Source organism: Vibrio sp. FF145, from assembly GCF_041439075.1.
In the GTDB taxonomy this organism is placed as follows: domain Bacteria; phylum Pseudomonadota; class Gammaproteobacteria; order Enterobacterales; family Vibrionaceae; genus Vibrio; species Vibrio tasmaniensis_A.
In genome coordinates this window covers 121699-136013 of record NZ_JBGONH010000001.1, presented here as the reverse complement: position 1 = coordinate 136013, position 14315 = coordinate 121699, and the positions used below count along the sequence as shown (strand labels likewise).

Below are 14315 nucleotides of genomic sequence, written 5' to 3'. Positions count from 1 at the left end.
AACAATGACAAACGCACTATTTCAACCAATTCAACTTGGTAATATCGAACTTAAAAACCGTATTGTTATGCCACCGATGACGCGTTCTCGCGCAACGCAACCTGGCAATTCAGCAAACGATATGATGGCGGCTTACTACGCTCAACGCGCTTCTGCAGGTTTGATTATCGCTGAAGGCACACAAATTTCACCTATGGGTCAAGGTTACGCTTGGACTCCGGGTATCTACTCTGATGAGCAGATTGCGGGTTGGAAAAAAGTCACCGATGCAGTACATGAAAAAGAGGGCGTTATCTTCGCTCAACTTTGGCATGTAGGCCGTGTAACACACCCAGACAACATTGGTGGTGAACAACCAATTTCGTCTTCTGCACTTAAAGCGGAGAACGTAAAAGTATTCATCGATAATGGCACTGATGAACCGGGTTTTGTGGATGTGGTTGAACCTCGTGAGATGACGAAACAAGACATCAAAAACGTGGTTGGTCAATACCGCCAAGCGGCTTTGAACGCGATTGAAGCGGGCTTTGATGGTATCGAACTTCACGCGGCGAATGGTTACTTGATTAACCAATTCATCGACTCTGAAGCAAACAACCGCACTGACGAATACGGTGGTTCAATTGAAAACCGTTTACGTTTCCTAGGCGAAGTAGTTGAAGCTATGGTTGAAGCGATTGGCTCTGACCGCGTAGGTGTTCGCCTTGCTCCGTTCACATCGTTGAATGGTACGGTTGACGCTACGCCAGTAGAGACTTACACAGCGGCGGCGGTGCTACTTAACCTATACAACATTGTTTATCTGCACGTGGCAGAAGTCGATTGGGACGACGCACCTGAAACGCCAATAGCGTTTAAAGCAGCGGTTCGTAAAGCTTACAATGGCGTGTTGATTTACGCAGGTAAATACGACAGCGAGCGCGGCGAAAAAGCGGTTGCTGAAGGCGTAACTGATATGGTTGGTTTCGGTCGTCCATTCGTCGCAAACCCAGATCTACCCGCTCGTATTCAAAATGGTTACCCATTAGCAGCGCACGATCCAAACACATTGTTTGGTGGTGCTGAAAAAGGTTTAACGGATTACCCAAAATACGCAGGCTAAAAATAGCTGCCTGAAGCAGAGTATTGAGATAATATCTCGATCCTGTTGAATGTTTATAAAAAGCAACCTTGCAGAGTCGGGTTGCTTTTTTTGTTATTGGACCAAGTAAGATGATGAAAGCGATGCGCGGAGAGCTTTATCTCCTATTTGCTACCTTGTTAGCTGGGATTGGATGGATTGCATCTAAGCTGGTAGTGTTAGAAATGCCTGGGCCAGTGTTCATTGGTGTGCGATTCTTCGTCGCGAGTTTGATTCTTTTGCCATTTTGTATTCATCACATTCGTAAGCTTTCGCTTAAGCAGATATTTTCTCTTTGCGGCGTTGGCTTGTTGCTGTCTGCTTCATTGCAGGTATGGGTGTTTGCAGTATCGGTGACAGAAAGCTTGTCGGAAGGGGCATTCATCATGAGCTTAGCCATGATCATTGCACCGTTTGTCTCTTGGATTTTGTTTCGAGTTAAGCCTAATCGTGCGTTTTGGATGTCTTTCCCTATCGCGATTATCGGCATGCTATTGCTGACTCTGGGCAACGGTTGGAATGTAGAGCAGAGTCAGATTTACTTCTTACTAGCATCGATGTTGTTGTCCGTTCACTTTGTGATGAACAAGCGTGTGATTACCAATATCAAGCCTATCGCATCAATCTGTGTGCAACTGTTTGTGGTGGGTGTGAGTGGGTTAGCGTTTGCTTCGATGACTACTCAACCAGAGTTTGAAATAACTCAAACCTTAGTCTTCTGGTTTATCGTCTCTGCGGTGATCGCAACGTCTATTCGTTACTTATTGCAAACTGTCGGTCAGCACTCCGTGAACATGGAAGTGGCGGCATTGATCATGATTCTTGAGCCAGTGTGGACATTGTTATTGAGTGTCAGCGTGTTGGGTGAAACGGTTGAGATGCAAAAGCTACTTGGCGGAGCGGTGATTATTGGTTCGCTATTTTGTTATATCAAATGGTCTAGACGAAAATAAAACACTCGGCGCAAGGCCGAGTGCTCGTTAGCGCATGTTTATAGCTCATTAAGCATGTACTAGCAGTAAGCTCCGGTCACAGTAAGATCAGACTGCTGCGACCATCTTTTGAAGTAGCTTGATCATCTGTTGTTGTTCTTCAGCGTCCAACTCATTCATCAGTTCTTTGTTTAAACGAGTAGGGATTGGAATCAACTGTTCTTCGAGTGCTTTCCCTTTTTCCGTTAAGTAGATTCTGAAAGAACGACGACTGTTTGGATCGGCTCTGCGTTCAACCAGTTCAAGCTTTTCTAACTTGTCTAATGTTCGTGTCGTTGTCGAATTCTCGACTTTGGACTTTGCCGCGATATCACGCTGAGTAATACCTTCCTCTTCCCATAGGCACATCAAGGTTGGCCAGAGCGCAATGGTTAAGCCATGTTCTTTCAATTCTGTGTCGAAATCTTTGCTCGCTTTATTGGCGATCACGTTGATCATCCAACCAAAGCTATTTTGTCTATCAAATTCTTGTGACATTCGTCAGTACCTAATTCTTATGATGACATTACAACTATTGTCATCGTAACTAATACCGATGCAATTAGCACCAACATTGCTTCGTTATTTGATAAAAAAGCGAATTGACTGCTAATTTTGAATTAATCGCGAATCGTGACCTTGGTAATCACAATATCTTCGCAAGGTACATCTTCGTGTCCCCAGCGAGTAGTGGTTGGTGCAAGCGCAATCTTGTTGACCACGTCCATGCCTGCCGATACTTTGCCAAACACTGCGTAACCCCAGCCTGCGTTGCTCGTTGCTGTATGGTCAAGGAAATCATTGTCGTCAAGGTTGATAAAGAACTGCGCCGTTGCAGAATGTGGAGCGTCAGTGCGAGCCATTGCTACAGAGCCAATCACGTTCTTTAGTCCGCGGTTTGCTTCATTGACGATAGGTGCGTGTGTTGGTTTCTCTGTCATGTCGATAGTGTGTCCACCACCTTGAATCATGAAACCCTCAATTACACGGTGAAACGTGGTGCCTTCATAGAAGCCTTCTTGGCAGTATTTAAGGAAGTTTTTTGAACTTACTGGCGCTTTCTCAAGGTTAAGTTCAATTTCGATGTCGCCAAAGTTAGTGGTCAGAATAATCATAAAGGTGCCCAATGTTCGAGTACTAATATTTTGAGTACTACAGAGTAGTGGATGACGTAATAGGGTGCAGTATATGAGAAATAACGACGGATGCCAGTGAACAGTGATTTTGACGTGTATTCAAGGGCGATCTGAATGATCTTCGAGCGTGCGTTGCGCGCTCACTTCACTTGTATAGACAAGAAAGCCAACGAACAGGTCGCTGGCTTTTGAGGTTTTAAAGATTATTGCTTTTGATTAAAGCGTTAGAAGGTAATTTACCAGCTGGTTGTACTCTTCGTAGCTCTTGATTTGATCCGGTTTTACGATGTATTTGTTGTTAACTAATACGCCTGGAACGCCAGTTAATGTGCTCGCATCAAACTGCTTATCAAAACGCTTCTGCATTGAGTTAACTGCGAAACCGTTGTAGGCCGCATCAAACTTCTTCGCATCGATACCGTTATCAATGAAGATCTGGCGCAGTTCCGCTTCGTTTCTTGGAGTCTGTTGCTTCTCGTGAATTTTGGCGAACATTGCTGGAACCATATTGTCTTCAGCGTCGAGTGCAATCATGGTCGCGTAAGCTTTTGCCATAGGCACAGCCATGTCGTTGCCCATAAACGCTACGTGCACTTTTTGAAAGCTTGCTGACTCTGGTAGATCTTGTTTAAGGAACTCAATGACGCCTTCAAATTTGTAGCAATGAGGGCAGTAAAACGAGAAGAACTCGGTAACGACAGGTTTATCTGCTTTCGCTACGTCGAGGATCTTGTAGTGAGTACCTTCTTCAAACTGAGCGGCATTAATTGAAGCGCTCATGATCAGAGCTGCGAATAGGCTAAATAGCTTTTTCATGTGTTATTTCCTAAATTTGGATGTCATTGTTTACAGCGATAGAGCTGTATTAGTAATACGTTGGCAAGCGTTGCCAAACAGGGACAAACAATTAAGAAATAGGAGGGCGGTAAGGAGCTTGTGGCGACATGATCGCCTTGTGTGAAGGCTCTTTCTCGATTAAAGCCAATGAACCAATTTGGGTATCAAAAGACTCTGACACAATCAACGGTGGCATTTTAAGTAAGCATACAGATCCACAGCAGTGGTGTTCTACATTGGGTTGCGCGCTGGAATATGGGAATGAGTCACTGGTGTCGAATGAGGAATCGGTTTTCTGCGATAAGGTTGATAGATTTTGAGTTACCTGCATAGCATTGGCGTTCGCGATACTGTCCACACTTATGGTGGCCACTAACATAGCGAATAGCATAAAAGCATGTACCCAAATTTTGCTTATCAACTTTGGCATGAAGTATTGGTCTTTGTGTCGGAACTAAGGTTGGTATGAATCACATTCTGCAACAGCTAAACAAGAAAGCGTCAAACGAGAGCATAATACATCACTCGTTTGCGCATCTCTAATTAAACCCAACAAAACTTAGCAGAGCTCAACTTTTATTACGCTTGATACTGTTTAAGGAACATCTCGACGCTGGAATTAATGATTATTTGTTTGTGCTGCTTATCCGGAGAGGGCGCATGACCAATGATCTGTGGCCAAAATGCAAAAGATTTCAGCAGGGCGATAAACTGAGTGGATGCAAACAATGGGTCGAGTTCAACCAAACGACCATCAGCCAATGCCGCTTTGATCCAAGTCGTCAGGCCGCTTTCTGCTTGAGAATATTTTTCCATCGCTTGATGCGCGAGTTCTGCGTTATGAAAATATTCAGAGAACAGTACACGAGATAAGTCGATAAAACCTTCAGACTCGAGAAGCTCAAGTTCTTGGGTGGCTATAGAGACAAGTTGTTCATCTAGCGGTTGTTCGGCTTGATAGGGGAACTGAGTCGCTGCGAGTGTTTTGCTCCAAATGCTGTCTAAAATCTCATCCAGTAGCAGTTCTTTACTCGCAAAGTGATTGTAAACCGTGCGCTTTGATACTTCCGCGCGGCTCGATATTTTATCCATGCTGGTGGCTTTATAGCCATGCTCGGTAAACTCTGCGATGGCAGCGGCCACGATAGATTCGCGTTTTCTTTGGCTTAGTGTTTTTTTTACCGTCATCTGGATATTACTCAATATGTCGCGGTTAGCATTGCATACTCTAATTTTACACCAGTAAGTTTACTTTTAGAATACCAATCAGTGTATTGGTAATTAGCACGCTAGCACCTGAATCGCTTTGCAATGAACTGCGGGTGTCATAGAATCGAAAACGTATTCGAATTTTATTGATATCAACGGAAGAGAATAAACAATCAATGAGTAGTATTTTAGAGTGTATTCGTACAGTTGGACGAGGGGAAAGAGGTCGTAAGCCTTTGTCGTTCGAACAAGCCTACCGCATCATGGATGAGTATTTAAGCGGAGAGGTCGGTGACGACCAAATGGCTATGCTACTGATGTTGATTCGTGTGCAGAATGAAACCAATGAAGAAATCGCAGGCTTTGTAAAAGCGTTTCAATCTCGAGTGCCAGACTTAGGTGCTGATATCGATTGGCCGTGTTATGCAGGTAAGCGTAACGATAACGCCAGTGGAAAGCCTTGGAACCTGTTGGCAGCAAAAATTCTAGCTGACAACGGCTATAAAGTATTAATGCATGGCTACATGGACAAACCCAGTGGTCGTACGCATGCCGAAACACATTTAGAATGTGTCGGCGTTCGCAGCGCGCAAGATCCGCAAGACGCAAAGCAGATTCTAGAAGCCGATGGTATTGCTTACTTGCCTTTGGCGAACTTCGCCCCACAAGCTCAAACTATGATTGGTTGGAAACATCGTTATGGACTGAGAACTCCGATTAATACCGTTGTTCGTGCATTGAACCCTGGTGGTGGACGTTTAGGCTTGCGTGGCAGCTTTCACCCTGGATTCCCACAGCTTCATGCAGAAGTTGAGCATGTGATTGGCAATAAATCCCACTCGGTGATTTCATTTAAAGGCATGAATGGCGAATCAGAATACAACCCCAAGGTAAGCCAAACTGTCTGGATGAGTTCTCCTGAAAAGGTGGAATCTTTCTACTGGGAAGGCACGATGAATGCTGAGCTGCCTCTGCCTTCTGAATGTGTACTGGGTACACCGGAAGATGAGATGGAGCTGATGGCGAATAGTGTTGTGGATAGTATGACGGCGATTTTATTCGCAGAAACGCACGATAAGGCTGAAGCTTACTCAAAGGCAGCGCGTTTGTGGGAAGCCTATTGCACTCGTTAGTAGCTACTAGCCAGTCCTTAAGAGCTAGCAAATAACGTATAGCGATTGAAATCGTGAATGAGAAGGTCAGCGAATGCTGGCCTTTTTCGTATATTTACCGTGGTCGGTATTCGCTGTTGAATTAAGTAGGCAATCATTGTCAAGGTGATTGCCTACTCATAACATGTTATTCAACGGTGTTCTGTGCTGTTGACCATGCTGCTTAAGCTTGCCGAACAAGACATGCGTTATGAGTGCGCTATTTTAGGAATAGGCCGAAGTCGATCTCTTGTTCTCTTCCGTATTTAACCAGTTTCACTTTCAAGTTGTGTTCTGCTGCAAGATCAATAGCTAAGTTAGACATGCGCTTTATCTCATTAAAACAGCTTGAGATTAGGGGCTTTTCTTGGTTGTCGACAGTAGCGATAAGTGTGTTCTCTGTACCTTCGTTGTCTGCATAAACATACGCGTACATGTTGTTGTCGTGTTGCATAAATTACCTAAGTTGAGCTTTTTATTATTAGAGTGATGAAGGTTACAGTATTTATGTATTCAGGCTAGCTTATGGGAGGAATCAAAGGTAAGAGTTTGTAAGCGGTGTTTAAATTTTTGCTTCATAGGCATGCGTGCAAGCCTTTTGTTACCTCGTTTTTTGCTTTGGTAGGTTTTGCCTATCAATAAAATTGTTGAAATCCATTTAGTAAAATCAAGATTTTAGACAACAATTAAGGTAACACGATAGAAAAATCGATAACAAAACGTATTTTAGGGAGAACGCAATGCATTCTATTAAAGTGAAAGATTACATGACGCCGCAGGTTGTGACATTCACTCCTGATATGCCGTTAAGTCTCGCGTTAGACAGAGTAATGCGCAGCCATCATATGGGTGGTCCAGTCATTGATGATAATGAACAAGTGATTGGTTTCCTTTCTGAACAAGATTTACTCGAGAAGTTAGTGAAGGTGAGCTATTTCTGCCAAGACACGCATATTGTAGGTGATTGTATGTACCAAGAAGTTCTCTCGGTATCACCTGAGTTATCCATTATTGAATTGGCAGATATGATGCAAGTTGGAAAACCCAAAGCTTATCCGGTACTCGATAACAAAAAGCTAGTGGGTATGATTACTCGAACCGATGTTTTGAGAGCAATCGGCAAGAACTTAGATGAATGCTTTAAACATCAGGTATAGTTTTAAACATCATGTATAGTGGTGTGTTAAGAACGATTATTTTTCTCAATACCCTCAATTGAAAAGGCGCACTAGCGCCTTTTTTCTTTGTAGAGCTTTTCTTGGTGGATCTTTTTTGTCGATCCCCTAGTTTGTGGCTGACTAGCTTATAGAGCTTTATTTTGTGGTGTTCCAACTTTTGGAGGTTTCATGTCAAATCAAACTGCGAAGTTTGTAGAAGGTTCAACGATGCGCCACATATTGGTGATGTCGGGGGCTGGCTCTGTTGGTTTGATGGCGTTATTCGTGGTCGATTTACTCGATATGTTGTTCATCAGTATGTTGGGACAAGTCGAATTGGCCGCGGCTGTTGGTTTTGCAGGCACACTGACATTTTTCTCTACCTCCGTTTCGATCGGTACTTCTATTGCTATGGGTGCGTTGGTTTCCAAAGCTATTGGTTCAAAGAATCAAGAACACGCTCGAAACCTCGCCACGAGTATTATGCTGACCGCTTTTGTCATCAGTTTGACGATTACTGCGGTGATGTTCGCCTATATCCCAGAGCTGCTTGCTGCGATTGGTGCAAAGGGGGTGGCCGCAGAGCGGGCGCAAGCTTACCTGCAGATCTTATTGCCAAGCGGGCCATTTCTAGCGCTAGCGATGGCTGCGGGTGCAGGCTTGAGAGCCGCGGGGGATGCCAAACGTTCGATGTGGGCGACCTTGTCGGGCGGCATTGTTAACGCGATTCTCGACCCTTTGTTTATTTTTGGTTTTGGTTGGAACATCGAAGGGGCGGCTATCGCTTCTGTCTTTGCTCGTTTTTCGGTGCTCTTTTTCTCGCTTTACCCTTTGATTCGCAGTCACCAGCTGGTGGCTCCCCCTTCTCTTGTACAATGGCGCATTAATATTCGACCAATATTGGCTATTGCGCTGCCTGCTATTATCACCAATACCGCAACGCCTATCGGTAATGCGATTGTAACGACGGGGATTGCACAATACGGAGAGGATTTTGTCGCGGGCTTTGCTGTGATAGGTCGTCTGACGCCGGTTTGTTTTGCGGTTATCTTTGCTTTGTCTGGCGCTGTGGGCCCTATCATTGGGCAAAACTTTGGTGCAGAGCGAATGGACAGAGTAAAAGAAACACTCAACAACTCATTGTTGGTTACTACGGCGTACACCATCGCCGTTTGTATTCTCTTATACTTTGTCCAAGACTATGTGATCCAAGGCTTTAGCCTACAAGGTGATGCAGCAATTATTGTTGCCGCATTCTGTACCTATGTGGCGTTAACCTTCACCTTCAACGGCGCACTGTTTGTTGCCAACACGTCTTTTAATAACTTAGGTAAACCGCTTTACTCGACAGCACTGAATCTGGGTAAAGCCACTCTCGGTACATTGCCGTTCGTTTACTTAGGCTCGCAATGGTATGGCGCATTGGGTGTGCTGTATGGGCAAGCCTTGGGCAATGTTTTGTTCGGAATACTCGGTACCCTAGTGCTTCGCTATCATATTGCAGAGCTTATGCAAGGTTCCCAAGTTGATCCTGTAGAAGACGATGTGTCGATAGTCAGCTTGAATACACAACCATTCTGTTCACATGATGCCGTTCTTATTGATGATGTATCGGCGAACAGAGAAGAGTGTAAAGAGCTCAAGTCGCAATAACAGCGACACTCCAATATAGATTAGTTGGTTTGTAAATTTCTTCTTGGTCTTGGACAATTTGTTCTTGACCTTGGAGTAGTCTCCAAGGTTTATACTTTTGTTGAACTTAAGGTTCTGTTGCTCATGAGTGAGCAATAACCTCAAGGCTTTTGAGTATTAAGGAGATACATTATGTGCGCAAAACACGCAGCGTGCCGCTCAACAAAAGTGGACGTTCAACCACAAGCGACTGGAGCAAGTTGCTCTAGCCCTAAAATTTCAAGCATTACCGCAGCAGGTACTTCATCTTCATGTTGCAGCTCTTCTGCTACTGCGTCTTCATCGTCAGGAGATGATTGTTGTGGTTCAGACAGTGGAGAAGAAGACAGTCAGTCCTCTACTCAAACTTTAAATGCCCAATTTTCTAAAAGTTGGTTGGTCTCAGGAATGGACTGCCCAGCTTGTGCTAAAAAAATAGAGAAAGCCGTTAGTAACATTGAAGGTGTTATTCAAGCCAAAGTTCTCTTTGCCACCGAAAAGCTAGTTGTGAAATTCGACAATGAAAGTCTTGCCGACACCATTGAACAGGTCTCTATCAAAACGGGCTTCCCTCTTTCGGAAGTTGGTTCTAAAAAAGAAAAACAGCACCCCGAGACTTTTTGGCAAGCTCATATCCAACCTAATTTACAAATTATAGCGATTGCAGCCGCAATGCTCTTCGCAGCACTGTTGAAAAGTACTTCTCCTCAACTAAGTGAAGGTTTGTTTACCGTAACCTGTTTGCTTGGTTTGTATCCAGTGGCCAAGAAAGCAGTTCAGTTGGCACGTTCAGGTACGCCGTTTGCAATCGAAACCTTAATGAGTGTTGCCGCGCTCGGTGCTTTATACCTTGGCGAAACCGCTGAAGCTGCGATGGTTCTGTTACTGTTTTTGATTGGTGAGCGTCTAGAGGCATTTGCTTCATCAAGAGCAAGAAGTGGTGTTCAAGCCTTAATGGCATTGGTGCCAGAAAATGCCACCAAGATTATCAACGGCGACCGTGTTGACGTTGCAGTAAGTGAACTTGCTCCTGGTGACGTGATTGAAGTGGCGGCGGGTTCTCGTTTACCTGCTGATGGTCAACTTATTACCGACGCTGCGAGCTTTGATGAAAGTGCGCTAACGGGTGAGTCTGTTCCTGTCGAACATATAGCAGGCAACAGAATCATGGCTGGTGCTGTGGTGGTCGATAAAGTCGTTCGTATCACCATCACGTCAAAACAGGGTGAGAATGCGATCGACCGTATTCTTCACTTGATTGAAGAAGCAGAATCTCGTAAAGCACCGCTTGAACGTTTCCTCGATAAGTTTAGCCGCTGGTACACACCACTAATGATGTTGGTGGCTCTTTTGGTCATCATCACCCCACCATTGCTGTTCGCGCAGCCTTGGGAAACCTGGGTTTACCGAGGTCTAGCTCTATTGTTGATTGCTTGTCCGTGTGCGTTGGTTATCTCGACACCTGCTGCAATTACTTCTGGTTTAGCAGCAGCGGCGAAACGTGGCGCATTAATTAAAGGCGGCGCGGCACTAGAGCAGTTAGGGAAAATTCAAACGATTGCCTTTGATAAGACAGGTACGCTGACTGAAGGCAAGCCTCAGGTTACGGATATTCAACCTCTATCAGGTTGGAAACAAGACGCTATGCTTCGTGTAGTTGGGGCGATTGAAGTTGGTTCGACTCATCCTTTGGCGCAATCGCTTGTCGCTAAAGTTAAAGAGCTGAATGTTGAGATCCCTGAGTCACACAACAAGAAAGCGCTCATTGGTAGCGGTGTTGAAGGCGATGTCGATGGTGTTAAGTATCAGGTTTTATCACCGTCTAAAGTCACGTTCGCTCTTGGACCCGATGTGGTTTCTCAGGTAGAAGCATTAGAAGGCGAGGGCAAGACGGTTGTGGTTGCTCTTGAGCTTAAAGATCTAGAAGAGTCAACAGAACAAGCTACGACTGTGATTGGTTTGATTGCTTGGCAAGATACGTTACGTAGTGACGCTAAGCTTGCGATTGAACGACTTAATGACTTGGGTATTCAATCTATCATGCTCACAGGGGACAACCCACGAAGTGCAGCAGCGATCAGCAGCAAAATTGGTATGCAATATAAAGCGAGCCTGCTTCCAAGTGACAAAGTGTCTTATGTTGAAGAGTTATCTCAACAGTCACACGTTGCTATGGTCGGTGATGGCATCAACGATGCGCCAGCAATGAAAACGGCGAATGTAGGTATTGCTATGGGTGGTGGTACTGATGTTGCGCTTGAAACGGCAGATTCAGCACTGACTCACAACCGTTTAACTGAGCTGCCCGCGATGATTGAATTGTCGCAAGCGACCATGAATAACATTCGTCAAAACGTAGCACTAGCGCTCGGTTTGAAAGGTGTGTTCTTGGTGACCAGTTTGCTTGGTATTACCGGGCTTTGGGTTGCCGTTCTTGCAGATAGTGGCGCGACAGCACTGGTGACACTCAACGCACTGCGCCTGCTTCGATTCAAGTCTAAAGTGGATTAAGTTCAGCTCTCAGACATAGACGCTCTTAATTTTAAAAGCGTCTTATATAAGAAGCATCTCGCATAAAAACGCCTTTATCGGTCATACGTTAAAGGCGTTTTTTGTCTCATTAGTATGCAACGCAGCCGTTCGGATTGCTTATTTTTGTGATGCCAATCGGTTTTTCGTGAAACCTGAAATGTTGTTGCGATCATTGGTGTGATGTTCGTCACTTCATTTCATTATGAGCTTGGTTAGAGTGTGTTCGTACCCCACGAATTTACTATGAGCTTAAATAAGGGTAAAAAGCCCAATAAGCCAAAAGGAGCGAACTATGTCTCAAGCTGTTTTCCACTTAGGTGTTACTGAAGCAGATCTTAACGGTGCTACTCTTGCGATCATTCCTGGTGATCCTGCTCGTGTGCAAAAAATTGCAGAAGAGATGGAGAATCCCGTATTTCTTGCGAGTCACCGTGAATACACGCTTTACCGCGCAGAGCTAGACGGTAAGCCAGTTGTTGTATGTTCAACAGGTATCGGCGGCCCATCTACTTCTATCGCAGTTGAAGAGCTTGCTCAGCTTGGCGTTCGTACTTTCCTACGTGTTGGGACGACTGGTGCGATCCAACCTCACGTAAACGTGGGTGACATGATTGTTTCTACGGGTTCTGTTCGTCTAGACGGCGCTAGTCTGCACTTCGCTCCTATGGAGTTCCCAGCAGTTGCTGATTTCGAAGTTGCTACAGCAATGAAAGCAGCAGTTGAAGAATCAGGCGCAGCAGTTCACATGGGCGTAACCGCTTCAAGTGACACTTTCTACCCAGGTCAAGAGCGCTACGACACGTTCTCTGGTCGCGTGGTTAAGCGTTTCCAAGGTTCTATGCAAGAATGGCAAGACATGGGTGTTCTTAACTTCGAAATGGAATCTGCAACGCTACTAACAATGTGTGCAAGTTCTGGTTTGAAAGCAGGTTGTGTTGCTGGTGTGATCATCAACCGTACTCAAAAAGAGATACCTGATCACGAGACACTAAAAGTAACGGAAGCGCGCTCAATCAAAGTGGTTGTAGAAGCTGCTCGTAAAATGCTTTAAGTTTTCAAGTGCTTTAAGTCTTAAAACGACTTCAAATTTTGAAAATGGCCACATCGAATGATGTGGCCATTTTTTTGCGTGTTTACAAGTCCTTTGAGCTTTTTACCTTGTCAATACGGGCGGGGTAGTGGATATAAGTCATTTACTACGATTGGCATAATCGTTACGGGTACAAAAAAGGCGAGTGACTTAAGCGGTCATTCGCCTTTTTGTTTTTTGAGAATTCGATATGTTCGAGTTTCTTAAATTAGCACTCTAAATCTTCATCACCACCGGCAGCGGTAAACCATGCCGCGAGATGTGTTTTAAGATCTTTTAATTCGTCAGGGCCAATCAATGCTAGGCCAAGATCTTCTGCTCGTGTGATGTCATTATGACGAAGAGGGCGGAAGCTCACCAACATTGCACGGGCCTGTAGGCCACCTAGCAGGTCTCTGAGCGATTCCAGCTTGTACAAGGTATCATCGCCATCATCTCGCATACCTTTGGTCTTACACTCGATGATGTGCAGCTTATTGTTCACTACAGAAGCAACATCAAGCTCATTACGAACTTCGCGCTCACCGAGCTGACGATAAACCTGAACATTCAAAGAGCGATCTTGAATGGTCGGCATGTCATCTTGGATCTGCTTAACGGTGCTATGAACCAATGTTTCAAGCCATTCGCCGTTTGAGAAGCGTCGCGCGTCTTCATTGGCAAACGTCAAAATACCATTGTCATAAGTGGCAATCTTAGCTTCAACCAAATCGCTCAACAGCATGTTCAGCTCGCGATAACCTTGTTGCTTCTCAGACAAGCCCACATCAAGCCTCTGTTCTTTACGGCAGGTTGTTGCAAGGTAGTTCAATGTAGCAAGACCTGGGCCTAATTCTAATGCGTTACTTGCCCAACGCTCACCCAGTTCATACAGTTTTTGGTCAAGTTGCGGAGACAGTTGTACATCGCTGAATTCACCACGAGCACCGAATACCGTTAAGTAGTCATCGATAGTGATGCGGTCTTGAACTTGTGCGTCTTCTTTACCATTCGGGTAAAGCCAGCACAGTTTGTCACTGTTTGGTTCAACAACAAAGATTGGCCAGTGGTAAGTACGAAATACTTCGTAGACAGACAGTAGGCGGTGACGAAGGCCACAACTTGCGTTGAGCTTCACTTCTTGTCCCCGAGCTTTTAAGTCTTCAGCAAGGTTTTGGATCGATTCTTTAATTGCAGAGGTGTTTACGATAGTTGGAATCTCGAAAAATTCACTCGTAATATCACGCTTCTGCAAAACGCTGTCTAAGCGTTGATAGATACTGATTTGATTTTTGTCACCGATGAACACGATGTGAGTGCTGATCGTTCGGTTGTCGAGTAGTGGGGTGATCAACCGAATGGGGTCTTGATCGATAATGCCAACATGAACAGCCATATAAATTCCTTAATAGCGGCTCGCTCATAAAGGTGAAAGAAAAACGGGAAGCAGCAAGCCTTTATA

Annotated in this window: 14 protein-coding genes and 1 pseudogene; 7 read left to right on the top strand and 8 right to left on the bottom strand. The window is 44.8% G+C overall.

Going from position 1 to position 14315, the window contains the following annotated elements; translation table 11 throughout:
* Positions 1 to 4: 4 nt before the first annotated feature.
* Positions 5 to 1102, top strand: coding sequence for an alkene reductase (locus ACED42_RS00625; protein ID WP_017096896.1), 1098 nt, complete (start codon positions 5 to 7; stop codon positions 1100 to 1102).
* 110 nt (positions 1103 to 1212) lie between these two features.
* Entirely contained in the window at positions 1213 to 2073 is an 861-nt protein-coding gene (locus tag ACED42_RS00620) for a DMT family transporter (protein ID WP_371700954.1), read from the top strand.
* Between the two features lie 87 nt (positions 2074 to 2160).
* Here the strand turns inward: ACED42_RS00620 and ACED42_RS00615 are convergent, their stop codons facing one another.
* The 6 genes and pseudogenes from ACED42_RS00615 to ACED42_RS00590 all read right to left on the bottom strand — a co-directional run bounded on the left by ACED42_RS00615 (position 2161) and on the right by ACED42_RS00590 (position 5252).
* Positions 2161 to 2589, bottom strand: a complete 429-nt coding sequence (locus tag ACED42_RS00615; RefSeq protein ID WP_371700953.1) for a MarR family winged helix-turn-helix transcriptional regulator — start codon at positions 2587 to 2589, stop codon at positions 2161 to 2163.
* 17 nt (positions 2590 to 2606) lie between these two features.
* A pseudogene (locus tag ACED42_RS00610) lies at positions 2607 to 2711 on the bottom strand (hydrogenase); the annotation flags it as partial.
* A complete protein-coding gene (locus ACED42_RS00605) occupies positions 2712 to 3206 on the bottom strand; it encodes a peptidylprolyl isomerase (protein WP_012604419.1) in 495 nt (164 codons plus the stop codon). It lies immediately after the preceding pseudogene.
* A gap of 237 nt (positions 3207 to 3443) precedes the next feature.
* Positions 3444 to 4043: a thiol:disulfide interchange protein DsbA/DsbL gene (locus ACED42_RS00600; RefSeq protein ID WP_009847171.1), complete on the bottom strand. Its 600-nt coding sequence runs from the start codon at positions 4041 to 4043 to the stop codon at positions 3444 to 3446.
* 91 nt (positions 4044 to 4134) lie between these two features.
* Positions 4135 to 4494 (bottom strand): hypothetical protein, encoded by a 360-nt coding sequence (locus ACED42_RS00595; protein WP_371700951.1) that lies wholly within the window; start codon positions 4492 to 4494, stop codon positions 4135 to 4137.
* 149 nt (positions 4495 to 4643) lie between these two features.
* Positions 4644 to 5252, bottom strand: coding sequence for a TetR/AcrR family transcriptional regulator (locus ACED42_RS00590; protein WP_371700950.1), 609 nt, complete (start codon positions 5250 to 5252; stop codon positions 4644 to 4646).
* A gap of 167 nt (positions 5253 to 5419) precedes the next feature.
* Here ACED42_RS00590 and ACED42_RS00585 point away from each other — a divergent pair, with 167 nt between their 5' ends.
* Positions 5420 to 6406: a glycosyl transferase family protein gene (locus tag ACED42_RS00585; protein ID WP_017096890.1), complete on the top strand. Its 987-nt coding sequence runs from the start codon at positions 5420 to 5422 to the stop codon at positions 6404 to 6406.
* A gap of 238 nt (positions 6407 to 6644) precedes the next feature.
* Here the strand turns inward: ACED42_RS00585 and ACED42_RS00580 are convergent, their stop codons facing one another.
* Positions 6645 to 6878, bottom strand: a complete 234-nt coding sequence (locus ACED42_RS00580; RefSeq protein ID WP_012604416.1) for a hypothetical protein — start codon at positions 6876 to 6878, stop codon at positions 6645 to 6647.
* A gap of 286 nt (positions 6879 to 7164) precedes the next feature.
* On the opposite strand from ACED42_RS00580, the gene ACED42_RS00575 reads away from it, so the two are divergent.
* From ACED42_RS00575 to udp, 4 genes are all read left to right on the top strand, one after another.
* Positions 7165 to 7581 carry a CBS domain-containing protein gene (locus tag ACED42_RS00575; RefSeq protein ID WP_009847166.1) on the top strand — a complete coding sequence of 139 codons (417 nt, stop codon included), beginning with the start codon at positions 7165 to 7167 and terminating at the stop codon, positions 7579 to 7581.
* A 189-nt stretch (positions 7582 to 7770) separates the two neighbouring features.
* A complete protein-coding gene (locus ACED42_RS00570) occupies positions 7771 to 9234 on the top strand; it encodes an MATE family efflux transporter (protein ID WP_009847165.1) in 1464 nt (487 codons plus the stop codon).
* Positions 9235 to 9405: 171 nt separating this feature from the next.
* Positions 9406 to 11763, top strand: coding sequence for a zinc/cadmium/mercury/lead-transporting ATPase (locus tag ACED42_RS00565; RefSeq protein ID WP_269336037.1), 2358 nt, complete (start codon positions 9406 to 9408; stop codon positions 11761 to 11763).
* A 313-nt stretch (positions 11764 to 12076) separates the two neighbouring features.
* On the top strand, positions 12077 to 12835 hold the full coding sequence (gene udp, locus ACED42_RS00560; RefSeq protein ID WP_009847163.1) for a uridine phosphorylase: 759 nt from the start codon (positions 12077 to 12079) through the stop codon (positions 12833 to 12835).
* Between the two features lie 247 nt (positions 12836 to 13082).
* On the opposite strand, the gene ACED42_RS00555 is transcribed toward udp, so the two are convergent.
* A complete protein-coding gene (locus ACED42_RS00555) occupies positions 13083 to 14249 on the bottom strand; it encodes a DUF1887 family protein (RefSeq protein ID WP_009847162.1) in 1167 nt (388 codons plus the stop codon).
* Between the last annotated feature and the right edge of the window lie 66 nt (positions 14250 to 14315).

Excerpts from the sequence above, each read along its gene's own strand:
- udp (WP_009847163.1), top strand. The coding sequence starts at position 12,077 with ATGTCTCAAGCTGTTTTCCACTTAGGTGTTACTGAAGCAGATCTTAAC.
- ACED42_RS00595 (WP_371700951.1), bottom strand. The coding sequence starts at position 4,494 with ATGCCAAAGTTGATAAGCAAAATTTGGGTACATGCTTTTATGCTATTC.
- ACED42_RS00605 (WP_012604419.1), bottom strand. The coding sequence starts at position 3,206 with ATGATTATTCTGACCACTAACTTTGGCGACATCGAAATTGAACTTAAC.
- ACED42_RS00620 (WP_371700954.1), top strand. The coding sequence starts at position 1,213 with ATGATGAAAGCGATGCGCGGAGAGCTTTATCTCCTATTTGCTACCTTG.
- ACED42_RS00590 (WP_371700950.1), bottom strand. The coding sequence starts at position 5,252 with ATGACGGTAAAAAAAACACTAAGCCAAAGAAAACGCGAATCTATCGTG.
- ACED42_RS00625 (WP_017096896.1), top strand. The coding sequence starts at position 5 with ATGACAAACGCACTATTTCAACCAATTCAACTTGGTAATATCGAACTT.
- ACED42_RS00575 (WP_009847166.1), top strand. The coding sequence starts at position 7,165 with ATGCATTCTATTAAAGTGAAAGATTACATGACGCCGCAGGTTGTGACA.
- ACED42_RS00565 (WP_269336037.1), top strand. The coding sequence starts at position 9,406 with ATGTGCGCAAAACACGCAGCGTGCCGCTCAACAAAAGTGGACGTTCAA.
- ACED42_RS00580 (WP_012604416.1), bottom strand. The coding sequence starts at position 6,878 with ATGCAACACGACAACAACATGTACGCGTATGTTTATGCAGACAACGAA.
- ACED42_RS00555 (WP_009847162.1), bottom strand. The coding sequence starts at position 14,249 with ATGGCTGTTCATGTTGGCATTATCGATCAAGACCCCATTCGGTTGATC.
- ACED42_RS00600 (WP_009847171.1), bottom strand. The coding sequence starts at position 4,043 with ATGAAAAAGCTATTTAGCCTATTCGCAGCTCTGATCATGAGCGCTTCA.
- ACED42_RS00570 (WP_009847165.1), top strand. The coding sequence starts at position 7,771 with ATGTCAAATCAAACTGCGAAGTTTGTAGAAGGTTCAACGATGCGCCAC.
- ACED42_RS00615 (WP_371700953.1), bottom strand. The coding sequence starts at position 2,589 with ATGTCACAAGAATTTGATAGACAAAATAGCTTTGGTTGGATGATCAAC.